Origin of the sequence: Micromonospora sp. NPDC005206, from assembly GCF_040608175.1 — a bacterium.
Lineage (GTDB): Bacteria > Actinomycetota > Actinomycetes > Mycobacteriales > Micromonosporaceae > Micromonospora.
This window is the reverse complement of sequence record NZ_JBEXHU010000040.1, coordinates 1-25,125: the sequence shown is the minus strand read 5'-3', so window position 1 is coordinate 25,125 and position 25,125 is coordinate 1. Positions and strand designations below refer to the sequence as shown.

Annotated in this window: 21 protein-coding genes and 5 pseudogenes; 13 read left to right on the top strand and 13 right to left on the bottom strand. The window is 68.4% G+C overall.

All coding sequences use genetic code 11. The annotated features are described in order from the left end of the window. Positions 1–214 precede the first annotated feature (214 nt). Entirely contained in the window at positions 215–1,642 is a 1,428-nt protein-coding gene (locus tag ABZU69_RS35120; RefSeq protein WP_354968557.1) for an MFS transporter, read from the bottom strand. Between the two features lie 291 nt (positions 1,643–1,933). On the opposite strand from ABZU69_RS35120, the gene ABZU69_RS35115 reads away from it, so the two are divergent. Continuing rightward, positions 1,934–2,218 carry a heavy metal-associated domain-containing protein gene (locus ABZU69_RS35115; RefSeq protein ID WP_354968556.1) on the top strand — a complete coding sequence of 95 codons (285 nt, stop codon included), beginning with the start codon at positions 1,934–1,936 and terminating at the stop codon, positions 2,216–2,218. A gap of 1,180 nt (positions 2,219–3,398) precedes the next feature. On the opposite strand, the gene ABZU69_RS35110 is transcribed toward ABZU69_RS35115, so the two are convergent. Then, positions 3,399–5,636, bottom strand: coding sequence for a heavy metal translocating P-type ATPase (locus tag ABZU69_RS35110; RefSeq protein ID WP_354968555.1), 2,238 nt, complete (start codon positions 5,634–5,636; stop codon positions 3,399–3,401). A 263-nt stretch (positions 5,637–5,899) separates the two neighbouring features. Between ABZU69_RS35110 and ABZU69_RS35105 the strand changes: the two are divergent. Next, a pseudogene (locus ABZU69_RS35105) lies at positions 5,900–7,476 on the top strand (multicopper oxidase family protein). Positions 7,477–7,626: 150 nt separating this feature from the next. Here the strand turns inward: ABZU69_RS35105 and ABZU69_RS35100 are convergent. Together ABZU69_RS35100 and ABZU69_RS35095 are read right to left on the bottom strand one after the other, a co-directional pair. After that, positions 7,627–8,511, bottom strand: a complete 885-nt coding sequence (locus ABZU69_RS35100) for a peptidase M23 (protein WP_354968554.1) — start codon at positions 8,509–8,511, stop codon at positions 7,627–7,629. A 352-nt stretch (positions 8,512–8,863) separates the two neighbouring features. After that, positions 8,864–9,142 (bottom strand): annotated as a pseudogene (locus ABZU69_RS35095) (NADH-quinone oxidoreductase subunit N); the annotation flags it as partial. Positions 9,143–9,268: 126 nt separating this feature from the next. On the opposite strand from ABZU69_RS35095, the pseudogene ABZU69_RS35090 reads away from it, so the two are divergent. Together ABZU69_RS35090 and ABZU69_RS35085 are read left to right on the top strand one after the other, a co-directional pair. Beyond that, positions 9,269–9,925: pseudogene (locus ABZU69_RS35090) on the top strand (C40 family peptidase); the annotation flags it as partial. Between the two features lie 59 nt (positions 9,926–9,984). Further along, positions 9,985–10,293: a hypothetical protein gene (locus tag ABZU69_RS35085; RefSeq protein WP_354968569.1), complete on the top strand. Its 309-nt coding sequence runs from the start codon at positions 9,985–9,987 to the stop codon at positions 10,291–10,293. A 378-nt stretch (positions 10,294–10,671) separates the two neighbouring features. On the opposite strand, the gene ABZU69_RS35080 is transcribed toward ABZU69_RS35085, so the two are convergent. Further along, positions 10,672–11,259, bottom strand: coding sequence for a TetR/AcrR family transcriptional regulator (locus tag ABZU69_RS35080; protein ID WP_354968553.1), 588 nt, complete (start codon positions 11,257–11,259; stop codon positions 10,672–10,674). A 95-nt stretch (positions 11,260–11,354) separates the two neighbouring features. Between ABZU69_RS35080 and ABZU69_RS35075 the strand changes: the two genes are divergently transcribed. Continuing rightward, positions 11,355–12,746 carry an MFS transporter gene (locus ABZU69_RS35075; protein ID WP_354968552.1) on the top strand — a complete coding sequence of 464 codons (1,392 nt, stop codon included), beginning with the start codon at positions 11,355–11,357 and terminating at the stop codon, positions 12,744–12,746. Between the two features lie 392 nt (positions 12,747–13,138). Here the strand turns inward: ABZU69_RS35075 and ABZU69_RS35070 are convergent, their stop codons facing one another. After that, positions 13,139–13,579, bottom strand: coding sequence for a hypothetical protein (locus ABZU69_RS35070; protein WP_354968551.1), 441 nt, complete (start codon positions 13,577–13,579; stop codon positions 13,139–13,141). A gap of 69 nt (positions 13,580–13,648) precedes the next feature. Here ABZU69_RS35070 and ABZU69_RS35065 point away from each other — a divergent pair, with 69 nt between their 5' ends. Next, the gene (locus ABZU69_RS35065) at positions 13,649–14,143 is read left to right on the top strand and encodes a hypothetical protein (RefSeq protein WP_354968550.1); all 495 of its coding nucleotides are present in this window, start codon (positions 13,649–13,651) and stop codon (positions 14,141–14,143) included. Here ABZU69_RS35065 and ABZU69_RS35060 read toward each other — a convergent pair. Continuing rightward, entirely contained in the window at positions 14,043–14,435 is a 393-nt protein-coding gene (locus tag ABZU69_RS35060; RefSeq protein ID WP_354968567.1) for a helix-turn-helix domain-containing protein, read from the bottom strand. The two genes, ABZU69_RS35065 and ABZU69_RS35060, sit on opposite strands and share 101 nt — an antisense overlap. An 18-nt stretch (positions 14,436–14,453) precedes the next feature. Here ABZU69_RS35060 and ABZU69_RS35055 point away from each other — a divergent pair. The 3 genes and pseudogenes from ABZU69_RS35055 to istA form a co-directional block, all read left to right on the top strand. After that, positions 14,454–15,245, top strand: a pseudogene (locus ABZU69_RS35055) (ISL3 family transposase); the annotation flags it as partial. A gap of 64 nt (positions 15,246–15,309) precedes the next feature. After that, complete coding sequence (locus tag ABZU69_RS35050) at positions 15,310–16,083, top strand: transposase (RefSeq protein WP_354968566.1); 774 nt, start codon at positions 15,310–15,312, stop codon at positions 16,081–16,083. Between the two features lie 94 nt (positions 16,084–16,177). Continuing rightward, positions 16,178–17,101, top strand: a pseudogene (gene istA / locus ABZU69_RS35045) (IS21 family transposase); the annotation flags it as partial. Between the two features lie 78 nt (positions 17,102–17,179). Here the strand turns inward: istA and ABZU69_RS35040 are convergent. Beyond that, a complete protein-coding gene (locus tag ABZU69_RS35040; RefSeq protein ID WP_354968549.1) occupies positions 17,180–17,782 on the bottom strand; it encodes an MBL fold metallo-hydrolase in 603 nt (200 codons plus the stop codon). 40 nt (positions 17,783–17,822) lie between these two features. Continuing rightward, positions 17,823–19,034: an MFS transporter gene (locus ABZU69_RS35035; RefSeq protein WP_354968548.1), complete on the bottom strand. Its 1,212-nt coding sequence runs from the start codon at positions 19,032–19,034 to the stop codon at positions 17,823–17,825. 248 nt (positions 19,035–19,282) lie between these two features. Here ABZU69_RS35035 and ABZU69_RS35030 point away from each other — a divergent pair, with 248 nt between their 5' ends. Beyond that, on the top strand, positions 19,283–20,566 hold the full coding sequence (locus tag ABZU69_RS35030) for an IS701 family transposase (protein WP_354968565.1): 1,284 nt from the start codon (positions 19,283–19,285) through the stop codon (positions 20,564–20,566). On the opposite strand, the gene ABZU69_RS35025 is transcribed toward ABZU69_RS35030, so the two are convergent. From ABZU69_RS35025 to ABZU69_RS35010, 4 genes are all read right to left on the bottom strand, one after another. Further along, positions 20,544–20,726 carry a hypothetical protein gene (locus tag ABZU69_RS35025; protein ID WP_354968547.1) on the bottom strand — a complete coding sequence of 61 codons (183 nt, stop codon included), beginning with the start codon at positions 20,724–20,726 and terminating at the stop codon, positions 20,544–20,546. The genes ABZU69_RS35030 and ABZU69_RS35025 overlap by 23 nt on opposite strands. Positions 20,727–21,435: 709 nt before the next feature. Further along, positions 21,436–21,831, bottom strand: a complete 396-nt coding sequence (locus ABZU69_RS35020; RefSeq protein ID WP_109802463.1) for an MmcQ/YjbR family DNA-binding protein — start codon at positions 21,829–21,831, stop codon at positions 21,436–21,438. 122 nt (positions 21,832–21,953) lie between these two features. Further along, the gene (locus tag ABZU69_RS35015) at positions 21,954–22,607 is read right to left on the bottom strand and encodes a nitroreductase family protein (RefSeq protein ID WP_354968546.1); all 654 of its coding nucleotides are present in this window, start codon (positions 22,605–22,607) and stop codon (positions 21,954–21,956) included. Positions 22,608–22,646: 39 nt separating this feature from the next. Beyond that, positions 22,647–23,189, bottom strand: a complete 543-nt coding sequence (locus ABZU69_RS35010) for a carboxymuconolactone decarboxylase family protein (RefSeq protein WP_354968545.1) — start codon at positions 23,187–23,189, stop codon at positions 22,647–22,649. A gap of 104 nt (positions 23,190–23,293) precedes the next feature. On the opposite strand from ABZU69_RS35010, the gene ABZU69_RS35005 reads away from it, so the two are divergent. The 3 genes from ABZU69_RS35005 to ABZU69_RS34995 all read left to right on the top strand — a co-directional run bounded on the left by ABZU69_RS35005 (position 23,294) and on the right by ABZU69_RS34995 (position 25,014). Beyond that, positions 23,294–23,938 (top strand): TetR family transcriptional regulator C-terminal domain-containing protein, encoded by a 645-nt coding sequence (locus tag ABZU69_RS35005; protein ID WP_354968544.1) that lies wholly within the window; start codon positions 23,294–23,296, stop codon positions 23,936–23,938. 289 nt (positions 23,939–24,227) lie between these two features. After that, positions 24,228–24,392 (top strand): hypothetical protein, encoded by a 165-nt coding sequence (locus tag ABZU69_RS35000; protein ID WP_354968543.1) that lies wholly within the window; start codon positions 24,228–24,230, stop codon positions 24,390–24,392. A 361-nt stretch (positions 24,393–24,753) separates the two neighbouring features. Then, positions 24,754–25,014, top strand: a complete 261-nt coding sequence (locus ABZU69_RS34995) for a hypothetical protein (protein WP_354968542.1) — start codon at positions 24,754–24,756, stop codon at positions 25,012–25,014. The last annotated feature ends 111 nt before the right edge of the window (positions 25,015–25,125 follow it).

Sequence of the window (25,125 nt, the reverse complement as noted above, 5' to 3'; positions counted from 1 at the left end):
GCCGACCATGCATTGACAGTGCTGCTCGCGAGGAACAGTGGGCGGCCGGCTGCCCCGCCGGCCGCCCACTATCGCGAGATGCACCAGATCGCGTCTCTTGTCAGGCCTCGTCACGCCCGACCGCGCTCGTTGCCGTCATAGTGGCCTCCGGGTCCTCATGATGATCTCCGCTCGATGGGTGTGACTCTGACATGTCGGGTCCGCACCGCTCGGCTCAGCGGACCTGCACGGTCTCGGTCTCGGCGACAGGCTGGGGACCAGCAGCGCGGGTCCGCAGGGTGACCGCCGCGACAACGGCTCCGACGAGGGCGATGACACCGGCGCCGGCGAAAGCGGCCGAGTACCCGTCGGTGAGAGCCGACACGTCACCCACCCGGTCCGCGCCGTAGGACGCGGCGACCGCCGTCATCGCGGCCAGACCGAGAGCCGAACCGACCTGGTAACTGGTGTTGACGATCCCTGAGGCGAGGCCACCCTCCTGAAGCGGCGCGCTGGAGATCGCCGTGCCGAGCGACGGGATGAACGCCAACGACATACCCAACGCCGCGACCAATGAGGCGGGCAGGACGTCCACCGCATAGCTACCGTCCGCGCGAACGAGGGCGAGCCACCCGAGCCCGATGGCCAGTACCGCCAGGCCTGCAATCACCGTCGGCTTCGGGCCGAACCGGTTGATGGCCCGCGGTGCCACAACGACCATCCCGACCATGATGAGGACGGTCATGGGAAGCAGCGCCGCACCGCTGGGGAAGGCGCTGTAGCCGAGGACCTGCTGCAGGTAGAGGTTGAGATAGAACCACATCGGAATCCACGCCGCGCCCAGCAGGAGTTGCGCCACATTTGCGGCCGCGAGGTTCGGGACACGGAAGATTGACAGCCGCATCAGCGGCTGCCGGCGGGCGGCCTGGATGGCCACGAACGCCACCAGCGCGGCGACCGCGCCGGCGAGGGCCAGCCAGGTCTGCCCGGAGGTCCACCCGACCTCGGGCGCCCGGACGATCGCATACACCGTGGCGCCGAGACCAGCGGTGACGGTGAGCGCCCCAGCGATGTCGAGCGAGCCGCGGCGGGCGCCGCCGGCGGGCATGAGCGCCGGGGTGGCGAGCACCGCGATCAGGGCGATCGGAATGTTGATGTAGAACACCCACTGCCAGCTGAGGTACTCGGTGATGACCCCGCCGAGGAAGACGCCCGCGGTGCCGCCCGCCGGCGCGGCCGCGCCGTAGAGCGCAAGCGCCTTGGTGAGTTCTCGGGGCTGGGCGCCGAAGAGCATCATCAGCATCGTCAGCGCCGACGGTGCGATCAGGGCGGCGCCAACACCCTGCGTGGCACGGGCGGCCAGTTCCACTGCGACGCTGTCGGCCAGCCCTGCGGCCGCCGACCCGAGCAGCAGGATCAGCCAGCCGGCTGTGAACATGCGCCGCGCGCCGAACAAGTCCGACAGCCGGCCGCCGAGCAGCAGCAGGCCACCGAAGGCTACGACGTAGGCGTTGAACACCCACGACAGGTTCTCCGGCGAGAAGCCGAGATCGTCCTGCATGCGCGGTAAGGCAACGCCGATGATCGAGGTGTCCATGATGACCATGAACTGGGCGAGCGCGATGAGCCCGAGGCCCCACCAACGCTTGGATCCGTGTGCCATCTCCACCACTCCTTATGCCCCTGGGGGGTATGGGTAAGTGGTGAATGTTTACCCCCAGGGGGTATGTGGTGTCAAGCTGCGGCCATCCACGGACTCGTGTTTTGTCGCCTCTCACGCATCCGATTGATCCCTGTACCCCCTATGGGTATATTCATCGTGCAGGCCACCCACCCGACCAGCGGTGACCTGGCGCTGTTCCTCAGGGGCGCCGTTTCGCGGCTCACCGTTTGCAAGTTGCCCGCATCGAACGGCGGCAGGCCGGCGCCCCACGTTCTCGGACAGGAGAGAGCCATGTGCACCAGCGGATCCAGTTGCGGCTGCGCCACCGCGACCGCCGACAACGCACCGGCCACCGTTGACACCGTCGACGGCGTGCGGGTCACCTACACGGTGTCGGGGATGACCTGCACCGGCTGCGCCAGCAACGTGCGCCAGGAGGTGAGCACCGTCGAGGGCGTCACCAGCGTCGAGATCGACGTGGCCACCGGCGGGGTTACGGTCACCAGTCACGCCCCACTGGCGATCGCCGACGTCCGCGCGGCCGTCGAGAAGGCCGGCTACCAACTTGTGAGCTGACCGCAGGATCGGCCGCGCCCGCCCGGCAAGACGGAGCGGGCGCGGCCGCCCCACGGCGCTTCTACCCTCTGGCGCTGATTTTGCGTTCGCCGGCAACGCGAGGCCGAGCTGGGGTGAGCGTGTCCGCCGTGTGAACAGGCACGGGGTAGGAACCTTCATCCCGAACTGGGGCGGGACAACCAGCGGTCACGCGCGTGACGTTGGCTGGCTGAGCACATATCCGGGCTCCGCAGGTGCCTCGGTGGTGGCGCCTGCGGGGTCGTCGGGGGTGACTGCGAGACCGACCCGGTGACGCCCCCGCGGGCAATGCTTACGTTAAGCGCCCTGAGTCACGTGCACGGCATGGCCGTGAACCCGTCGGACCAACAGCTCTACGTCGCCACACACCACGGAGTCGTTCGCGTCTCCGATAGCGGGGCCGCCCACGTGGGTGATGGACGGCAGGACACGATGGGCTTCACGGTGATCGGACTAGACCACTTTCTCGCCTCGGGACATCCCGCGCCCGGGGAAGCCGGGCCGACGCATCTGGGCCTGATCGAAAGCACCGATGGTGGGCGCACCTGGCGATCGGTGTCGCTCGCCGGGAAGGCAGACTTCCACGCCCTTCGGAGCGCCGACGGGATCACCTACGGCGTCGACTCCACCACTGGTTCCCTGCTGGCAGGCACCGACCGGGTCACCTGGCAGGCCCGGTCAAGGATCGAGGCGTACAACCTGGCGGTCGAACCCAGGACAGCCTTACAGCCTTCTGGCCACAACCGAGCAGGGCCTGCAACGTTCGGTCGACGGCGGCCGCACTTGGGTGCCCGCCGGAGGACGCGCCTTCGTGCTGTTGCACTGGGCCGGCCGCGACCGGCTGCTGGGAATTGCGGCAGACGGACAGATCCTCGTGTCCCATGACGCGCCGTGACGTGGTCGGGTACCGGCGGTCACGTTCCCGATGCGCCGGTACCCCCGTCACCGCCCACGGTGATCTGCTCTTCGTCACCACCCGTGATGGTCGAGTCCTTCGCAGCAAGGACGCGGGTGCGACATGGCAACCCATGCAGACATCGCTGTCGTGATCCTCGCCCGTCCCCTGCCATTCCCCGCCGACCGGGTATCGCGGTCGAAGTCCGGTCCATGGTGGGGCCGGCAGCGATGCGGTGGCGGCCCTTCTCGGGCCGCCACGACATCCCTATCGCCCCTGCGCAGTCAGGCGGACTCCCCGCAGCAGCTGGGCGTTGAGCGCCACCACGATCGTGGAGACGGACATCAGCACCGCGCCGACGGCCGGGCTGAGGCTGATCCCGGCCCAGGCGAGGACACCGGCGGCGAGCGGGATCGCCACGACGTTGTAACCGGCCGCCCAAACCAGGTTCTGAATCATCTTCCGGTACGACACCCGGGACAGGCGGATCACACCGGTGACGCCGCGCGGATCGGACGAGGCGAGGATGACGCCAGCGGACTCGATCGCGACGTCGGTTCCGGCGCCGATGGCGAGTCCGACGTCGGCGCGAGCCAGCGCGGGCGCGTCATTCACGCCGTCCCCGACCATCGCCACCGTCAGCCCTCGGGACTGCAGGTCGGCAACCGCCCGGTCCTTGTCGGCGGGCAGCACCTCGGCGAAGACCTCGTCGACGCCGGGACGGAATCCCAGGTCCGCGGCGACGGCCTCGGCGACCGGCCGAGCGTCTCCGGTGATCATCACGATCTTCCGCACGCCCTGCTCGCGCAGCTCCGCGATGGCCTCGCGGGCTTCGGGACGGATCTCGTCCTCCAGGGCGAACGCCCCCACCGCCTCCGCCTGACCGCCGTCGGGTAGCCGGATCAGATGCAGCACGGCAGCCCCGCGCGCTGACCAGACCTGCGCGACCCGAACCAGCTCGTCGGGCACCCTGGCCGCCAGTTCCCGCAGCAGAGCCGGGCCGCCCACCGCATAGCTGGTGCCGTCGACCACGGCCTGCACACCTCGGCCGGTCAGCGACCGGAAGTCGCTGGCGCTCGCCCCCAGTCCCCGCTCCTGTGCGACGCCCACCAGCGCCTTGGCGAGGGGGTGCTCACTGTCGGCCTCGACCGCGCCGGCGATGCGCAGCACCTCATCTTCGGTGACGCCGGTCGCGGCGGCCGTGGCGGTGACGGTGTGCGCGCCCTTGGTCAAGGTGCCGGTCTTGTCGAACAGCACCGCGTCGACGGTGCGCATTCGCTCCAGGGCGAGGCGGTCCTTGACCAGGATGCCCGCCTTGGCCGACACGGCGGTGGACAGCGCGATCACCAGCGGGATGGCCAGCCCGAGGGCGTGCGGGCAGGCGATCACGAGGACCGTCACGGTGCGGACGACCGCCTGGTCGAGGTCACCCAGCGCCCACCAGGCGCCGAAGGTGACCAGCGCGGCGGCGGCGGCGACGTAGAACAGCATTGCGGCGAACCGGTCGGCGAGCGCCTGGGCGCGGCCGTTGGACGCCTGCGCCTGGGCGACGAGCCGCCCGATGCCGGCCAAAGCCGTGTCCTCGCCGACCGCGTCGACGCGTACCCGCAGTGCGGAATCTGTCGCCACGGTGCCGGCCACCACCCGGTCTCCGACACCACGCGGGACCGGTCGGGACTCCCCCGTGATCATCGACTCGTCCAGCTCGGCCGCGCCGTCGATGATCCGGCCATCGGCCGGCACCCGGCTACCGGAGCGCACCAGGACCAGGTCGCCCACCCGCAGCTCGGCGGCCTGCACGCGGTGCAGCTCACCAGTGTCGTCGATCCGCTCGGCGTCGTCGGGCAGGAGCGCGGCCAGCGCCGTGAGCGCGCCCTGCGCCTGGCCGATCGCCTTCATCTCCTGCCAGTGGCCCAGCAGCATGATCGTCACCAGCGCGGCGAGCTCCCACCAGAAGTCCAGGTCGAATGTGCCGAGGCTGGTGGCCAGCGACGCCACGTACGCCACCGTGATCGCCATCGTGATCAGCAGCATCATCCCCGGGGCCCGGTCCTGGACCTCGCGGAAACCACCGACCAGGAACGGCCACCCGCCGTAGAGGAAGACCACCGACCCGAGGACCGGACCGACCAGAGTCATGCCGGGAAAGTCCAGGGAGTAGCCGAACCAGTCCATCACCATGTGACTGGTGATCACGATCGGCAGCGTCAGCGCGAGGCTCAGCCAGAACTTCCGGCGGAACTGCTCCGGGTCGTGACCGGCGTGCTTGTCATGCCCTCCGTGCCCCCCATGCCCGGCGTGGCCGCCGGGGTGCCCATGGGCGCCGCTGGTGCCCTGTGGTTGGGATGACGCGGAGTGGGGCGAGTCGTGTTCGTGGTGCGCGCCTCGCGGGTGCGGTGTTCGCGTGCTGCGCTGCGTCGCGTCCACGTGGTCGTGGCTGTGCTGGCCACGTCCGACCTCATCAATGTTGGCCGCGTCGTGATGCGCCATGTGTTCTCGAGTCATGCCGTCCACCTCCGCCCAGCACCATATACCCCCCGGGGGTACGAAGGCAAATACCCCTGATGGGTATACGTCCGCGCTATGGCCGGCGAGCCACCACCGCAGACCGGCGGCCCCGGCCGGCAAACGTGCAGGGCGCCACTTGGGCCACTCGAAGGGGCAACAGCGCGCGAAAAGGCCCGCCTGCGGCACGTTTTGCGAACAAAATCCACGAAGGGTGGCGGATAGCACGGCCGTCGACAAGCGGACCCAGTCGAGGAGCAGCCATGAAACCGGAGATCAGTCGCCGCCGGTTGCTGGCCGGCGTCGCGGGCGCGGTGGGCCTCGTCGGCATCAGCGACGTCTCCGGTGGGCGGACATTCCCAGCGGGATTGAGAGCGGTGGGCACGAACCGCGTCCGTGGCGGAGACACAGGCGGCACCCGTAGCCGGGTGACGGCCACGCTTCGCCCCCGTCCCGTCACAGTCGACTTAGGTGGACCGCACGTAACCACCTGGGGATACGCCGACGACCTGCCCGGCCCACTTATCCGGGCGCGCGCCGGCGACACGCTGCGGGTGGAGTTGGTCAACGGCTTGCCGACGGATACCAGCGTTCACTGGCACGGGATCGCGCTGCCCAACAACATGGACGGGGTTCCCGGCCTGACTCAACCAGCCATCCGTCCGGGCTGCCGGTATACCTACGAGTTCCCCCTGCCCCACCCTGGCACGTACTTCTACCACCCGCACTCCGGCGTTCAGCTCGACCGGGCGCTGTACGGCGTTCTCATTGTCGATGACCCGCAGGAGGCCGGCCGGTACGACCACGAGTGGATCGTGGTGCTCGACGATTGGATCGACGGTACCGGCCGCACTCCCGATGACGTGCTTGCCGCCCTGCGCGAGACGGGCGGCCATGCAGACATGCAGGGTATGGATCCGGCGGGCGCGCACGGGGAGGGCGGCGAGCCCGACTCGCACCACGACGAGGGCCCGATACGAGTGGCCACGGCGGCCCGGCTTCCGCTGGTCACGGGGACATGGGCGGAATGGAGATGATGACCTCTCCCCTGCTCGGCGGCGCTGGCGATGTTTGGTACCCGCACCATCTGGTCAACGGTCGAGTTCCGGCGGCGCCGAGGGTCTTCCGTGCGCGGCCCGGTGAGCGGGCGCGGGTGAGGATCATCAACGCGGGCTCGGATACGGCGTACCGGGTGGCGCTCGCGGGACACCGGCTCACGGTCACGCACACCGACGGATTCCCGGTCCACCCGGTGGACACGGACGCCCTCCTGCTCGGTATGGGTGAGCGCGTCGACGTCATGGTGGAGCTAGGCGATGGGGTCTTTCCGCTGATCGCCGACGCGGAGGGCAAGACCGGACGGGGTCTGGCTCTGGTACGAACCGGTTCCGGCGCCACACCACCTGCCGATGTCCGCCTGACCGAACTGGAAGGACGGGTGCTCGACACCGCAACGCTGCACGCAGCCGGCAGCGTGAGGCTGGTCGACCGACGTCCGGACCGGGTGCACCGGTTGGAGCTCGGCGGATCGATGAACCCCTACCGGTGGACCATCAACGGCGCGACCTTCCACGACGCTGACCCACTGCTGGTGGAGCAGGGCGCGCGCGTGCGGCTGGAATTCGTCAATCGCAGCGAGATGTTCCATCCGATGCACCTGCACGGGCACACCTTCGCTCTGACCGGCGGTGGTGCCCGCAAGGACACCGTCGTGGTCGTTCCCCACCAGAGCGTGAGCGTTGATTTCGACGCCGGCAATCCCGGCCTTTGGATGGTGCACTGCCACAACGCCTACCACGCGGAGACGGGCATGATGGCCACGCTCGCCTACCGCGCCTGAGGTACTCCGCTGCGGCGAGCGTTCGTCCACTGACGGCAGTTGACAAGGCGGGAACGGGCAAGAGACGACCGACGAAGCCTTACCAACCGGCCACAGAGAAGCAGGCCGACGCCGAGCCCTCCGGAGGAGCGCGGCGTCGGTTGCTCGTGGTCAGGAGAGGACGGCGTTCACGACCTCGGTAGCCCGCCACTCGTGCTGGGCGTACAGCCAACCGAACGCCGACACCTGCACGGCCTGGGCCGCGACGGTCAGGGGAAGGTCCTGCCAGCCGGGGATCGCCTGCAGGGCGGTGAGGAACTGGCGTGTCGCGAACTCCGGCTTCATCAGGTCGCGCACGCTGCCCCAACCGGTGCTGGGCCGCTGCTGGAAGAGCCCGACCGAGTCGTGGTCCCAGCCGATCGCCTGGTGCGGGTAGTCCTGCGACTCCGGCAGCACGCCACTGGCGTAGTTGTAGAGGGTGCTCTCCTGCATCGCGGTGGCCACCGCGATCACCAGCCCGTGGCGCGGCACGCCCATCTCCCGGCCGGTACGCACGATCGTCTTGGCGTTGTCCATCTGCGCCTGGTCCAGCCCAGCGACCGGAAGGATCCGCTTGGGCTTGGGCTTGGGCTTGGACTTCGCCGTCGGCTTGGGCGCTGGCATTGTCGTTGACGGGGAGCTTTCCGGGGTGGGGGTTTCGGTGACCGGGGCGGCGGGCTGGCGGGCCTGCCCGCGGGAGGCCGGGTCGGCCTCGGCCCGCTGGGCGATCTCGGCACGCTGGTTGGGGCTGAGTGACTCCCCGGCGGGGCCGGCGCCGATGAAGGTGGCGCCCACGAGACCGAGGCAGCACACGGCCCCGGTGGCCACCGCCATGCGGGTCCGGCCCGGCCGGGCGGCGAAGGGGTTAGCGAGGCCGCCGAGGCGGGTACGCCACCATCCGGTGGAGAGTCGCGGTTGGGACGTGCTAGCCGGCTGTTCGGCGGAGTGGATATCGTCCGAACGGTCAGCCGGGCCGCCGAGGCCGCGCGGGTGGTCGAGGTTGCCGTCGTTACGCATCCGCCGAGGCTAGGCAGGAGAAACCATGGTCACCCACGGCGATCAGGTGGCGGTGCTCACACTTCTCCCCTGCGCAACGGGATCCTCCACACCAGCCCGGCAGCGCCGGTAGTGATTTACGCCATCCGGGCATACCGCCCGTCCCGCTGCCGCCCGCTAGCGCAGGGCACGAACGGCGCGCGCGGACACCCCTCGTCAGGTGATCCACTAACTCGCCCTTTCGGGTGATGTCGGATTCCCCCGCTTGGGCCGCACCCGTGGCAGATCAGCGGATTCGCCCGTATCTGTCGCCGGTTCCTAAATTGTGATCATGGCCGGTTCCCCTGCTGTTTGCCGGACCGACGTTCGATGCTCAGATGCCGGCCGCCACGTTCCAGAGCAGGCCCGCGGCGAGACCCACCACGAGGCTGAGTGCGGCAGCTGTCACCGCGAGCCTCGCCGACCACCGCCGCGTCGGATGATCGGGCCACGGGGCGCGGTGATCGCCGCCGGATGACGCCAGCGCGGGGTCGCGGTAGGCCGGGACGATCCAGCGCAGGTAGTAGAAGAGACTGATCACGGTGTTGACGAACACCACGACGGCGAGCCAGGCGTACCCGCCGTCCCAGGCGGCGCTCGCGGTGGTGAGCTTCTGACGCTCCAACAGGAGCAGACCCGGACCGAAACCGCATCGCAGGAGACCGAGCGGCAGCTGCAGGTCACGCGGGCCGCGCTCCTGAAGGCGCAGCAGAACCTCGGCCCCACCGCCGCCGAGGCGATGAAGCGAGCGGCCGAGTTGCCGCCGGGCGAGGTCGGCTCCCATCTGCAGGATCTCGGCGCCCTCCTACGCATTCAGAAGGGCCAGCAGCGCGCCGGCGACTCCCAAGGAAGCGCCCGTGACCTGCTGCGCGTGCAAGCGACGGAGCAGCAAGCAGTTGCCGCGCACACCGCCGCGTTGACCGCCGCTCAGGCCGCACGCGCGACCTACACGACGGCAGAGGCGACCTTCAAGAGGCGGCAAGCCGAGCTGCTGGACCTTAGGCGGCGCAATACCGGCAAGATCGAAGCGCTCGAGCGGCAGCGTGACGCCGCCGAGCGGCAGCTACGTCCGAACACCAGTGACGGTGAGAGCGTCGCTGGGATGGTCGCGAACCCTCGCGCTCTCGCGGCGGTCCGGTTCGCTCGGGCCCAACTCGGCAAGCCCTACGAGTGGGGGGCTGAGGGACCCAATCGCTACGACTGCTCCGGGCTTGTCTGGGCTGCGTACCGATCGCGCGGCGCCGACTTTGACCAGCTGCCGCGCGTGTCGCGGGATCAGTACAACGCCACTCGTGGTCGCACCGTTGACCGCAGCATGCTGCTCCCCGACGATCTGGTCTTCTTCGCCTCGGGCTCTAGCTGGACCACGATCCACCACATGGGCATGTACATCGGCGACGGCAAGATGGTCCAGGCGCCCACCACCGGCGATGTAGTCAAGATCTCCTCCGTCTGGTGGTCACGCTTCTACGCCGCAACACGGGTGATCCCGGCGGTCCCCGCGCCCACCACGTCACCTTCGGCACCGCCGCCCACGGCCACGCCCAGCCCCACTCCGTCGCCCAGCCCCACTGCGTCGCCGAGGCCCACTGCGTCGCCCAGGCCCACTCCCACGCCTACTCGACCCCGCCCCACCCCCACGCCTACCGGCCCCAAGCCGACCCCGACCACACCCAGCCCTACCCGCTCACCGACGCCGTCGCCCTCTCCGTCGACCAGCAGTCCAACCCCCACCACCCCGACCCCGAGCGCGTCAACGACTAGGCCCTAGACCTCGTCCGCAAAGTGTCGGCGCTAGTGGCGCTCGGTCGGCTGCGGCAACCAGGGCCCGGGTGCCCGCCAGGACACCGTCGACGACCCGACTCGGCCGCCGCTGGCGGCGCCGAGGCGCCTTCCGTGCAACGCGTCGGGACCGGCTGGCCGATTTGGCGCAGCCGCCGAGCTTCGATGAGTTGCGCCTTCAGCAACCCCCAGTCGCCGTCGAAGCCCTTGCCGCGAGGAGCCGACCGCCGGGGTGGGTGCCTATGCCCCCGCCATCGGAAGGAGTTGGGCGTCGACGGGAGCTGCTCTGCCGAGTGGTGTGGCCGGCGGTGCTGCGGTCCGACGCGGGCGCTGGCAATGCCTGGCCCCGGCGATTCTTCGTCAGGCGCCAGCTTTTGTGTAGGCGGCCAGGATCGTCTCGGAGATGAATTGGGCGGCGTCTGCGCTTTCCAGTCGCCCCTTGGCGACGTCGATGGCCGCGCCGTGGATGACGTGGTGCAGGACGCTGGTCAGCCAACTGGCTGGGAGATCGGCTCGGAAGGCCCCTTCTGACTGGCCGCGGCGGATCAGGTCGTCAACGCGCTGGGCAGGTTCGGCGTGGAGTTCTTGCACCCGTCCGGGCGGCAACGTCGTCTGCGCCGCTTCGAGAACGGCGGTCGCCTGGGCGACCAGCAGCCAGCTGGATCTGATCAGGGCGTCTAGGGCCTCACGGGGGTCGCCGGTCAGGTCGAGCGTCTGCAGGACGTGTTCCCCATCGGCTATAGCTCGGGTCAGCGCGGCGTCGACCAGGGCCTCTCGGGAGGGAAAGTGCCCGTAGAGCGTCACTCGGCCTACCCCTGCCGTTTTCGCGATCTCGCTCACGCTCGCGTCCGCGTTGCGGCTCAGGCAGGCCACGGCCGCGTCCAGGATCTTCGCGACGTTCTGCTTTGCATCGGCTCGGAGGGTCGGCTTCGCCGGGGGGTGAGACATGCAACTTCCTCAACTCGAACAGCACTGTTCGGGTTATGGTATCTCTCCCACAACTCAAACACCCCTGTTCGACTTACGGAAGGAGGCTGGCCGTCATGGCCCAACCCGTGACCGTCACCACCACATCCCCGCATCCCCACCCGCAGCGCTGGAAGACCCTGGGACTCGTCGGGGTCGCGCAACTGATGCTCATCCTGGACGTCACCGTTGTCGCGATCGCCCTGCCGCACATGGGCGCAGATCTTGGCCTGGAGCGGGAGGCTCTCACCTGGGTGGTCAGCGGCTACACCCTCGCCTTCGGCGGACTGCTGCTGCTCGGCGGGCGCGCCGCCGACCTGTTCGGCGCTCGGCGCCTGGTCCTCGCCGGGCTCCTGCTCTTCATCGCCGCGTCCCTCACCGCCGGACTCGCGAATAACGGTCCTATGCTGCTAGGCGGTCGCGTCGCACAAGGCTTGGCCGCGGCGATCCTCTCCCCCGCCGCGCTGTCCCTCGTCGTCACCATCTTCGACGGCGAGGAGCGCAACAAGGCCCTCGGAATCTGGTCGGCGCTGGGCGGCGGCGGCGCGGCCCTAGGGGTTCTCCTCGGCGGGCTGCTGACCGCCGGGCCCGGCTGGCCCTGGGTGTTCTTCATCAACGTTCCCGTCGGACTTGTCCTCCTGCTTACCCTCCGCATTCAGCTTCCGCCGCAGCCTCGGCCGATCGGGGACGGTCGGCTCGATGTGCCGGGCGCGGTGCTGGTAACAGCCGCTACCGGGTCCCTGATCTACGCCCTGATCCAGGCCGGAGACCGAGGCTGGGGCACGCCGGTCACCCTGATCCTGCTGGGCACGGCAGTGGCTCTCTACGCAGCGTTCGTCGCCCGCCAGCGCCTCGCCGCCAGCCCACTGATGGATGTCCGACTTCTGCTGCGTCGACCCGTCGCAGCCGGAACGCTACTGATCCTCGTCGCGACCGCTCTGATGATCAGCGTCTTTTTCCTCGGAACGTTCTACCTTCAAGACCACCGGGGTTACGGCGCGCTGCGCACCGGGTTGCTCTTCCTTCCCGTGGCGCTCGCAACCATGGTCGGTGCGAGCTCCGCAGGTCGCGTCATCGGTCGTGCGGGTGCTCGGGCACTCGCGGTGCTGGGACTTCTCGTCGCGGCAGCCGGCATGGCGATCCCCGCTCTCTGGGAGGGGACGTTGACCATGGTGATAGGTGTCAGCATCGCCTCCGCCGGCACCGGCGCGGTCTTCGTCGTCGCCTCCGCTACCGCGCTCGGGCAGGTCCAGCCGCACGAAGCCGGTCTCGTATCCGGAATCGTCAGCACCTTCCACGAATTCGGGGCTTCACTCGGCGCGGCTGTCGTATCCAGCGTCGCCGCGGCAAGCATCGCTGGCACCAGCACAACCGGCTTCGCACGCGGCTTCACCACCGGCGCCGTCATCGCCGTCACCGCGGCTGTCCTTGCCTTGATCCTCACCCCGAACGCCCGCTCCAGCCAGTGAACTCGGCAGTGATCCCCGGCGGGGCTGTCATCCTCGCCGGGGACACTGCTCACACCGACTCAGTCGCAGCGGCGACGCGCCTCCATCGGCACCTTGTTTTGGCACCATCACGTGACTTGGCCTCTTGCTTTGGATGTGGGTTCGCCGCGCTGCGCCCGGCCCCGAGCTGGTTAAGTATCGGGGCAGACCGGGTTCTTTCAGGCTCTGCCGCCGATGCGGCGTGCCGGCCGCTCGATTCCGAACGGCGCTCCGACTCGTGGCGGCCTACCAAGACCGCGATCCGCTGCCAGTGTGGGCCCCCGGGCGACAGCGCGGCGCCCGGCAGCGTCGCCGCGCTGGCCTCGCCGGACTGCCCGCAGTGTCCAACCGGCCAGCCGACGTCGCGGCTGGGATCAGTAGCCGTCGCAGCCGGGATAGTCCGATAGGCGCCGACGCGGGTCGGCATTGAGCCACCGCAGCCTGTGCATGTACGCGGCCACGTCCGGGTCGTCCTCGTCGTGCTGCGCTGTCCCGGTCGATGTCGGTCGCGCCGCTGGGCCCGTGTCCGTTTCGCCACGATGAAATGACCAGGAGAGCCCGACAGTCGCCGTTGCCGCAGATGTGTAAGCCTCAGACGTGCGGGCAGCTCGGCTGAGGCGCTCCCGCACCACGCGGGTCCAGAAGAACACGCCGAAGGCGGCGAACAGCGGCCACTGCAATGCGTACCCGTAACTGCGGCCGCTGCCTTGCAGCGCGTGGTGCCACTGCCACCAGCCCAAACGTAGGCATGTCGCAGCGGCCACACCGATAATCAGGTGGCCGAGCAGCCACGGCGGTCTGAGCCAAGCCGACATGCCGCCACAATAACTCCCCAAGCGGATGGTTCTCTACCTGAGTGACCAATCACGGCATACTGTGACGGAGTGAAGGCTTTCCCCGTTGCCCTCGACTCAGGCGAGACCGCGAGCCTGAGGCTGGATGGTACGACGGTCTTTATCACGTCGGCCGCGTTGCGGTGGCGGCGTCTGCTGCGCTGGTCTGCGGGGTCGGTGCTGGTCTGCATGGTTCTTGGGGCGGTCTCCAACGGCGTCACCCACGCCGTGAACGAACGAGCTGGGCAGTGGCTGATCGGCGCCGCCGTGACTGTCGTCGTTGCCGGCGCCGTTGGCGCTACGGCCGCAGCAGTTCAAATCTGGCACGCCGAGCGTCGACCCGCCGAGAGCCTAAGTGCCGCCGATGTGACCTTCGCGCGCAGTGACGCGATCCACGGTCGAGTCACCGTGACCGTCGAATGCGTTGACGGGGCCACCCGCCAATTCAGAGCGAGCGGCGCGGCAGGCCTCCGTACCGCGCAAATGTTCGCGCGGATGCTCTCCGCCGCGGCCTCGACCGACCAGACCTCCGCCCCGATCCCGTAGCGCCTGCCTGCCTATGGACGCGTGACTTCACGGTAGTGGCAAGTCGCTGGTGCGGTGCTGTGGTCGAGGGGTGCGGCGGCGTGCGGTGGCGGGTTGCGCGGCGGCGGTGATGATCGCGGGTGAAGTCGGCGGCAGAGAAGCGCAGGTGCTTGCCGAGCAAGGTGCGCGGAATTTGGCGGCGGGCGGCGTAGCGGCGTAGCCAGGACTCCGGGACTCGTAGCAGCGCTGCGGCTTCGGCCGGTTGTCGGCTCCGCCTGAAAACTGGATCTGGATCTGGCCCACTTTCCGTGATCGGGACTGACCCGGATCAGTGCGCCGGATCCACTGTGTAGGGTGCGTCGTGCGATCGGCTGATCTTGTTGCGGTCCTGCCTCATCTGGCACCTGTCGTGGTTGAGCGAGTGGACCGGCAGTCGGCTGGCCTGCGGATATGGGCGCGGGCGCGAGCCCGCCGTGCGGCGTGTACCGGTTGTGGACGCCGGGCCCGGCGGGTTCATAGCCGCTACGAACGTCGACTCAGCGATGCCGCGGTGGCTGGCCAGCCGGTGGAGATCCGGTTACGGGTCCGCCGGTTCTTCTGCGACACGGTGCGCTGCCCGGTCCGCACGTTCGCCGAGCAGGTCACCGGGTTGACCTCCAGATATGGACGGCGTAGTCCGCTGCTTCGCCAGACGCTGGAGAAGATCGGGGTGGCTCTTGCCGGTCGCGCGGGTGCCCGGCTGGCCGACCGCCTCGGCCTGGTGACCAGCCGCAGCAGCGTCCTGCGGCTGGTCCGCGCCCTGCCCGACCCGCCGGTCCGGACGCTCACCGCGGTGGGCGTGGATGACTTCGCCCTGCGCCGAGGCCACCGCTATGCGACGGTGCTGGTCGACGTCGACACCCGCCGGCCGGTCGACCTGCTACCCGATCGGGAAGCGGCCACCCTCGCCACGTGGCTGGGGCAGCATCCGACCGTGCAGGTCATCTGCCGAGATCGCGCCAACGCCTACGCCGAGGGAGCCCGCACGGGTGCGCCCCAGGCCATCCAGGTGGCCGACCGGTGGCATCTGTGGCACAACCTCGCCGAACACGTCGAGAAGACCGTCGCCCGCCACCACCGCTGCCTCACCATCGCACCGCCGCAGCCCGCACCGACGGCCACGGCGGACCTGACCCAGGTTGCCGTCGATGCCACTGCCCAACGGGCAGAGCAGGGACTGTTGGTGCCTCGGACCCGGCGCCGTTACGAACAGGTTCAGGCGCTCTGGGCTGAGGGCCACAGCATCCGGGAGATCACCCGGCGACTCGACCTGGCCCGCGGAACCGTGCGCCGCTTCGCCCGCGCCGGCAGCATCGATGAGCTCCTGGCCAAACCTCGCGCCGGTCGGCCCAGCATCCTCGATGACCACCTCGACTACCTGCATCAACGCCTCAACGATGGCATCACCAACGCCACTGAACTGTTCGCCGAGATCCGCGTCCGTGGCTACAGCGGCAGTGCCACCACCCTGCGTACCTACCTGCAACCCCTGCGAGCCGCCGCCACGCCACCACCAGCCCCGGCCCCGGCCGCCGAAGGTCCGCCGGATCACCGCCTGGCTGCTGCGTCACCCCGACACGCTGCACCCCGAGGACCACACGGGCCTCGCCACGATCCGGGCTGCCTGCCCGCATCTGAACGCTCTGGCCGACCACGTCAACGCGTTCGCGGAGATACTCACCCGCCGGCGCGGGCACCGCCTCAACGCCTGGATCACTGCCGTGACCGCAGACGACCAACCCGACCTGCACTCATTCATCGCCGGCCTACGCCGTGACTACGACGCCGTCCTCAACGGTCTGACCCTTCCCCACAGCTCCGGCATCGTCGAGGGCCACGCCAACCGCATCAAGATGATCAAACGACAGATGTATGGCCGCGCCAACCTCGACCTGCTCCGCAAGCGAGTCCTGCTGGCCTGACCGGGTCAGTCCCGATCACGGAAAGTGGGCCAGATCCTGAAAACTGACCACGTGGTTCCGGCTGAATCGGGACCATCTCCTGAAGCATCGGGAGGTGCTGAGCGTGGAGGACTGGGCGGAGATCCGGCGGCTGCGGCGGTCGGAGGGCATGGCGATCCAGGCCATCGCACGGCGGTTGAGGATGTCTCGCAACACCGTGAAGAAGGCCCTGGCCAGTGACGAGCCGCCGCGGTATCGGCGGGCGACGAAGGGTTCGATCGTGGACGGGGTCGAGCCGCAGATCAGGGCGTTGTTGGCGGAGTTCCCGGACATGCCCTCGACGGTGATCATGGAACGGGTCGGCTGGACTCGGGGCAAGACGGTGTTCTGCGATCGGGTGCAGCAGCTGCGGCCGTTGTTCCGCCGCCCGGACCCGGCCCAGCGAACGGAGTATCTGCCGGGTGAGCTGGCGCAGTGTGATCTGTGGTTCCCGCCGGCGGACGTGTCGTTGGGCTTCGGGCAGGTCGGCAGGCCTCCGGTGTTGGTGATGGTGTCGGGGTATTCGCGGTGGCTGTCGGCGGTGATGATCCCGTCCCGGCAGTCGGCGGACCTGCTGGGCGGGCACTGGACGCTGATCTCCGGGTGGGACCGGACGCCCAAGGCGTTGGTGTGGGACAACGAGTCCGCTGTCGGGCAGTGGCGGGCCGGCAGGCCGCAGTTGACGGAGGCGATGAACGCCTTCCGCGGCACCCTCGGCATCAAGGTGATCCAGTGCCGGCCGGCGGACCCGGAGGCCAAGGGCCTGGTCGAGCGGGCCAACGGCTATCTGGAGACCTCGTTCCTGCCCGGCCGCCGGTTCGCCTCGCCGCAGGACTTCAATGCCCAACTCACCGAGTGGTTGGTGCGGGCGAACAACCGCCAGCACCGAATGTTGGGCTGCCGACCCGTGGACCGGTGGGACGCCGACCGGGCCGCGATGCTGTCGCTGCCGCCGGTCGCGCCGGTGGTTGGCTGGCGACAAACCACACGGTTGCCTCGGATCTTGCGTAGGTCGTAAGCGGCTTGCCGGACGGTGTAGTCGCTGTTGCCGGTCATGGTGTGCACCTTGGCGTCTAGGCTAGGGCTTGAGCGATTCGCCGGGAGTCAGGTAGCGGTAGCGGTCGCCGGCCTTTTCGCCGAGCCAACCGTTGACGCTGGCGAGACCGCGTTCGTTGAGTTGGGCGTCGTGGATGGCGATCGCCCGTCGCGGGTCGACCGCCTTGACGAAGTCGATCGCCTCGACCAGCTTCAGCCATGAGCCCTGCGCCGGCACCAGGAGCGTCTCGACCGGCTGCTCCGGGACGTGCAGTGAGTCGCCCGGGTGATAGAGCGCGTCCTCGACGAGGTAGCCCAGGTTGGCGCAGTCCGGCTGTCCGCCGTAGATGAACGCGTGCCGGCCGCCCACCGCTCGTACCCGGAACCCGGCCGGGGTGAACTCCTCGCCCGCAGACACTCCGGTCACCGCGAGCCGCGGGAGGTCCGCCTCGGCCGGTGCGTAGACCGGCACGCCGAGCCCGGCCAGCCGTAATACGTCGGCGTGGTCGGCGTGTTCATGCGTCACCAGCACCGCGTCGGCGCCGGCCAGGGCGGCCGGTTCGCTCCAGATGCCGGGGTCGATGACGAGCACCCGCCCGTCGTGTTCGAGTCGCACGCAGGCATGGGTGTACTTGGTGATCCGCATGCTGTATTAAGGTCCGCCGGCCGGCCGGGCCCCAGCGACTTCACCCCGGTGCCCGGATGGTCCGTTTCCGAGCGTTCCCGACCAGGCCGATCAGGGCGATCGCGGCCAGCACGATAACGAAGATGGTGAACTCGTTCGCGGTGCGGCGCAGGCCGCCCCCGTGCACCACCAGGAAGCCGGCGATGACGGCGGGCAGGCCGAGGGCCACATAGCAGATGATGTAGATCAGGGAGAGCACGCTCGCCCGTTCGTGCGCCTCGACCAGCGGCATCACCGTCTTGAGACCGCCCTGGAAGGTGCCGCCGAAGCCGATGCCGGCGAGCACGACGCCGACGAAGAAGACCGCGATGGAGTTGGCGTCGATCGCGACCATCGTAATGACCATGCCAAGGATGAGAGTGGCGATTCCGGTGAGCATCGAGGTCCGCGCGGTTGCGTTGCGCAGCACGAAGACGGCGGCGGACGAGACGCCGGTGAAGACGAAGATCGCCACCCCGCCGATCGCGATCGAGGTGGGGCCGAGTAAGCGGACGAGCGCCGGACCGAGGGCGCCGAAGAAGCTCAGCAGCGACCACCCGGCGACGAACACCGGAGCGGCCACCAGCATCGGCCCGCGTACGGTGCGGGGCAGGCTGATTTCCGGCAACAGGCTCCGTACCGCGCCGGGCTTGGCGGTGACCGTCTCGGGCATCAGCACCACCCCGACGGCCTGGATCAGCAGGACCACCAGCAGGACGATGTAGATCAGTCGGGTCGGTGCGGGCAGGAACTGGACGAGAAGCGCCGAGAGGAGGGCGCCGAGGCCGCCCCCGATACCCGGGGCGATCGAGTTGGCGAGCGTGCCCCGGGCGCGGTTGACGTCCAGCATGGCCGCCCCGATCGCGCCGATGGCGAGGCCGACCGCGAGCCCTTGCACGATACGGGCCGCCAGCAGCGTGGGTACACCGTTGGCGAGGATGAAGATGATCAGCGAGATCATCTGGATCGCGATCGCGACGATCAGGACCGGCCGCCGCCCGACATGGTCGGAGAGCTTGCCGGCGGTCAGCAGCGAGCCGAGTACCGCGACGGCGTAGACGCCGAACACGACGGTGGTGACGATCGGGGAGAAATGCCAGGCCGCCTGGTAGGTCGAGTAGAGGGGGGTCGGGGCGAACGAGGAGGCGAGGAACGACACGAGGATCGAGGCGAGCAGGAACAGGGTGAGGTTCGGCCCGAGATGGCCCCGCCGGAGGGTGCTGCCGCTGCTCATCTCAATTGCTCCTCGCGGTCAACGTCGGCTGCGTCACGGTGAAGTCCCGTTCCTCGGGCGCCAAGTACCCGGTACCGCCGCTGACATGCGGATGGCGAGGCTAGTACGGCAGCCGCCGTTCGGGATCCTGGTCCAGGCCGCTGAATGCAGAGCGGCCACCGCGTGATCGTCTGTATGTTGTGGACAAACAGTCGGATCTTGCGGTGGCCGCGGGTCACAGCGTAGACGCTGCCGGATGGCAGCGTGTTCTGGACGGGGTGCTCGGCTGTTTCGCGGGCCGTTTCGGTCGGGTGGAACCGCGTCGGGCTGCCGCCGGGTTCGTGACCGGGCTGCTGGCCGAGTTGGAGATCAAGACATGCTGGCAGCTTGCTGAGCAGGCCGGACATGCCCGGCCGGACGCGATGCAGCGGTTGCTGTATCGGGCGGTTTGGGACGCCGAGGCTGTTCGTGACGACGTGCGGGACCTGATCGTCGGACGGCTCGGTGATCCGGAGGCGGTGCTGGTCCCGGACGAGACCGGTGACCTGAAGAAGGGCATCCACACGGTCGGGGTGCAACGTCAATACACCGGAACAGCAGGTCGGATCGAGAACGCCCAGGTCGCAGTGTTCATGACCTACGCCGGCCGGCACGGGCACACCCTGATCGACCGCCGCCTCTACCTGCCGGTGTCATGGACCGATGACCCCGACCGGATGGAGGCCGCGGGCGTGCCTGATGACATCGGGTTCGCGAAGCGCTGGGAGTTGGCTGCGGACATGATCACCGCAGCGCTGGACGCCGCGGTGCCCGCCCGGTGGGTCGCGGCGGACGAGGCCTACGGCAACAGCGGCAGCTTCCGATCCCGGTTACGCGACCTCAATTTGGGCTACGTCCTGGCCGTCTCGTGCGATCACCTGGTTCCGCTCGACGGCGGCAAAGCCCGCTGCCGCGCCGACCAGATCGCCGCCGGGCTACCCGCAACCGCCTGGCAACGCCGCTCAGCCGGCACCGGATCGAAAGGCCCTCGCCTCTACGACTGGGCCTGGCTCGATGAGGTCACCACCGACACCGACCCGGGCGACCACGGCAGGCACAGCCTGCTGATCCGCAAGAACTACACCACCGGTGAGCTGGCCTTCTACCGCTGCTGGAGTCCGCAACCAGTCAGCCTCGCCACGCTCGTGCGCGTCGCCGGGATCCGCTGGACCGTCGAGGAAGGCTTCCAAGCAGCGAAAAGTCAGGTCGGTCTTGACCAGCACCAAGTGCGGCACTGGAACTCCTGGCACCGCTTCACGACCCTCGCCCTGGCCGCTCTCGCAGTCCTGACGATCTGCGCCGCAGACAGCCACGACCGCGACGACGACCCGTCCCGACACACCATGATCGAGCTGACAGTCAACGAGATCCGCCGCCTGATCAACACCATCATCATCGAACCGGCCCGCCACCTGACCCATCGTTTGCACTGGTCAGGATGGCGACGCCAGCACCAACTCCGCGCCCGCAGAGGCCATCACACCCGACGCCTCAACCTCGAACTCCAGCCATGATCCCGAACGGCGGCTGGAGGCGGCCGACTTTGAGGTCTTTGGTGTTGTGGGCGGTGGCCTCGAATCGCAGCACGTGTTCGCCTTTGGTGTACGCCTTGACCGCCAGCCGCCCGAAGGAGACCTTGAACCAGGTCAGGTCGTAGCGAGGTGTCTCGATCACGGCTTCGATGCTGGACGCGCCGGCTCGGTCCCGTGGGGCGGTTCTTGGCGCCGAGATTGGTGCGTACCGCGGGCACGTCCAGGCGGGAGCGGTTGCGGTCGACCACCCGGTCGAACAGGTGCTGCATCCGCGCGCCGGAGCGGAACAGCAGATTACGGCTGTACTCCACCTGGTAGATCGAGTAGGCGTAGCTGAAGCTGGATCGGCGTTGTTCGTCGGCGTCAAGAGCGAAGCACAGGCACGCGGTGTAGATCCACCGGTCGCAGACCTGGCCCAGGCGCCCTACAGCCGGCGTTGAGCACGATCCGGTCCACACAGTCGTAGGAACCCGTTACCAGCTCCGCGTACCGCGCACTGAACTCATCGATCACTCTCACACCGTACGGACCGCCCGGCCGGCACCGCACCTACCCGCCAGGCGAAGCTGCCCCGAAGGGGCCACTGATGTTGGGCGAAGTCCCAAGATCAGCATAGGTTTCTGGCTTGTCGAAGGTCAGGCACCGAAGATCGGAACACGGCGTGCGTTTGACCAGGGTATTTCATCGGCAGGTGGGGTTCGATCGGGCGGTCGTCGAGGACGTGTGCCTCGATGAGGACGCCGACGGTGAGGTCCTCGTCGCGGCCGGCCACGTAAGGGCGCCATGCGCCGGTGCGGGCGCTGCTCGGATGAGGGGCAACAGCGCTCTGGGCGCGGTCGGCGTCAGCGTGATCAGTCGGCGGAGGGCGGGACGCGGAACGAAGCGGGATTGACGGGACGGCTCTGCTTCGGCAGGCCGGCGACGACGAGGAGGTACGACTCGGTCACGAGATTGTCGACAAGCGCGGGCTCGACGTCCGCACCCGCCCGCACCGTGATCCAGTGCTTCTTGTTCATGTGGTAGCCGGGCGAGATGCTCGCGTGAGCTGCGCGGAGCGCCTCCGCGTCGGATGGATCCGCTTTCAGGATCACGACGGGCTCGCCGGGCATGGACGTCTGCAGCATGAACACCTTGCCGCCGACTTTCCATACCTCCCAGTCGCCGGTGAACTGGTGTGTGTGCTCGGAGCCGGGAAGCTCGGCGGCGCGGGCCGCGGCTCGATCCTGCACTGCCTTATCAATCTGCATCTTGACCTCCTCGAAGTCCTTAGGGGGTCGATTGCCGGGCGTCCGTCGAGGAGGTGCGGACGCCGGGCAACCGAGTCGAAGTGAACGGGGCCGGCACCGCGGTCCGATGTCCGCCCCGTCCGTCACATGTGCGTGAAGATCTTCTCCGCGTCGAACCGCGAGACCGGCTGGCGGGAGACCCGAGCCTCGTCGGGGTAGCCGAGCACCAGAAGCAGCGTGGTCGTGTAGTCGGTGTCGGTTAGGTCGAAGGCCGCGTCCACGGTCGTGCGGTCGAAGCCCTCCATCGGCGTCGCGTCCACCCCGAGGGATGCGGCGGCCATCATCGTGGCGCCGACGACGAGGTAGGTGTTCTTCTCAAGCCAGTGGAGCACGTCCCCGCCATAGTTCTCCGTCTGGATCTCCACGAAGTTGGAGGCGCCCGCCTCCCATCCCTTCTGGATCTCCGGGTCGGCGAAGCGCCCGTCGGCGCGCTCCTTCTCGAAGATCTCCTGCAGGTGCGTGTCGGGGATGTCCTTGCGCGTCGTGAAGACGATGGCGTGCGACGCGTTGCGCACCTTCTCCGCGTTGTCCGCGAAGCGGCCGACCAGTGCGTCCGCGAGCTTGTCCTTGCCATCCTGCGTCTCCAGCACGTGGAAACGGTTCGGCTGGATGTTGATCGTCGTCGGCGAGGTGTGCAGGTAACGCAGCAGCTGCTGGAACGTCTCCTCCGGGATCCTCTTGCTCGGGTCGAAGTAGCGGGTGAGGTGCTTCGTGATCAGCTTGTCGAGATTCAACATCGTGCTTTCTGTCGTTTGAACGGCGGGTGGAGAGGAAAGTCAGGCCGACTGGTGGTCGGCGCCGGGGACGTCGACGACGGTGTCGCTGACGTTGTTGAGGTAGTTCGTGAGCAGGGTGACGACCACGATCGTGACGATCGCCTGGATCTCCGGGTCGATATACCCGACCTCGCGGATCGCTGCGAGGTCCTCGTCGCTGACCTGGCCACGCGTCTCGATCACGTGCTGCGCGAACTTCGCGACGGCGGCGCGCTTCGGGTCGCTGGACGTGCCCGTGCGGGCGAGCTCAATCTCCTCCGCCGACATACCGCCGAGGTTCGACGAGATGAAACCGTGGAGTGCCTGGCAGTAGTGGCAGCCGTTCGACTGAGAGACCGCGAGGGCGATCGTGTGGCGCGTCTTCGCGTCCAGGAGCTTCGCGATGCTGCCCTGCAGGCCCATCACGATCTCGAGCACGGTCGGGTTCGCGGCGAGCGTGGTGAACATGCTGGGCGCGAAGCCGAACTGCTTCGCGATGGCGTCGAGGGCGCCCTGCGTCTTCGCGTCCATGTCGGCGCGCGCGGGAGCGGTCAGGCGAGACATGGTGATGAACCTCCGGGTGACTTTACTGGACGATTTCGTCCACTCGCTTGAGTGAACACCATCAAAAATGGGCTCGCAAGCCCAGTTTGTGTTATGTTGATTACATGCAGGTGAACAACGGGGCGGATGCAGCCCAGAAGCTCACTCCCAAGGGCCAGGCCACGCGCGAGCGGATACTGGAGCATGCGGCGGCGTTGATCTACGGCAAAGGGGTCCACGCAACCAACAACGAGCTCGTCCGCCGCGCTGCAGGCGTGAGTGGATCGCAGCTGAGTCACTACTTCCCCACCAAGGAGAGCCTCGTCCTGGCGGTCATCGACTGGCAGGCCGACAGCGTCCTCGGCTTCCATCGCAGCGAACGGTTTGCCAGCTTCGACACCGTCGAGGCCTTCCAGGACTGGACGGACTTCTACGTCCTCTCGGGGCGTCCGTTCGAGGCCGGCTGCAGCCTCGGCTCGCTCGCGAGCGAGATCGTCAAGACCGATCTCGACGTGCAGGACCGGCTCGCGGAGGTGTTCGCGCAGTGGCGCGAGATCTTCCGCGTCGGGCTCGATCGCATGCGGCAACTCGGCCGCATCGACGCGTCCGCCGACCCCGCGCGGCTCGCCGACATGTTCCTCGCGGCGTATCAAGGTGGCATGCTCCTCGCTCAGGTCGCCCGGGACATCGGCCCCCTTCAGGACGCGCTCTCTGCGGCGGTTGACCATCTGCGGACGTTCGTGACGTCTGACGACCAGCACATGGGCTGACCCGGCGCATCCGAGCCTCGGGTGTCGGAGCGCGGAAGGAGGTCTGGCGAGCTGGTAAGACGACCACGTCGGGCGACGCGAAAGGGCGTCCGCTCTGTTAGCAGAATCGGACGGCTCGCCGACATCCAGCCTCACGAATTCATGGGCTCGATGGCGTGACGGCTGATTTGCCGGCCCTGACGTAAAGGAGGTGCCGTCCTACCTGGAATGATCTGGATTGCCTAGATCGAGAATCTTCCAGAAGGGCGGCACCTGCCAGGTGAAGCGTACGACATCGACCAGGTTGCGTATGAAGGCTGCGCGTGCCAAACGATTGCGGCGTAAGCGACGCATCGAACAACGCGTCAACGCCTGGGCCCGCGGACTGACGCTGACCACCGGGGCGTCAGGGCTGATCGGTGCGGTCGGCGCCCCGTTGCTGCGGCTGCTGGCCGAACAGTCCGGGCTGCGCTAAGCCAGCCCGGCCACCCTGCGCCGAGTGCTACTCAACGCGCCAGCCCGCCTCGTGCGCCGCGCCCGTAAACGGCTGACCCGCCTCGACGACACCCACCCGCACCAGACCGACCTCATCCTCGCCTGGAACAAGATCCACGCATGGTCACCCCGCCGTAACGGCAATCCCACCCGCCCCGACCAGACGAGAGGCCCCGCCCACCCGGCCCGCGAAGGGGATACCAGGGCCGAACCCGGCCACCAGCCGGGCTGTCACCACGCCCGAACACCGAAACCACCACGAACCAAGCGGCAACCATCGATATCTCACCGGCACTCCAAGATCGTGAAAGATCTGGGCCGTCGAGGACCTGTGGTCAACGATGAAGTCCAGCCCGGGCAACATCGCCGTCGACAGCGTGGACCATCTCGCCGCGATCATCCGCAACCGACTCAAGCGTATCCAGTACCGACCCGACCTGATCCCCGGCTTCCTCGCCCAGACCGGACTCAGCCTGGAACCGGAACCACCGTCACCGAAACAGACCCCAGACTTTCAACCGATCCACGAACGGTGGTGCGGGGCTGTCTCCCTAACGGTGTTTCCGGCGATCTTGGTTAATAGGTTTCAGCGGCTGGGATGAACCGCCCCGGGTTCTGTGAGGTGATCTCAGCAAGGTTCGGCGGCCGAGTGGGGATGACACGGGCGTAACGTCCATACCGGACGGTGTTGGATATGGACGTGGAGCCATCGA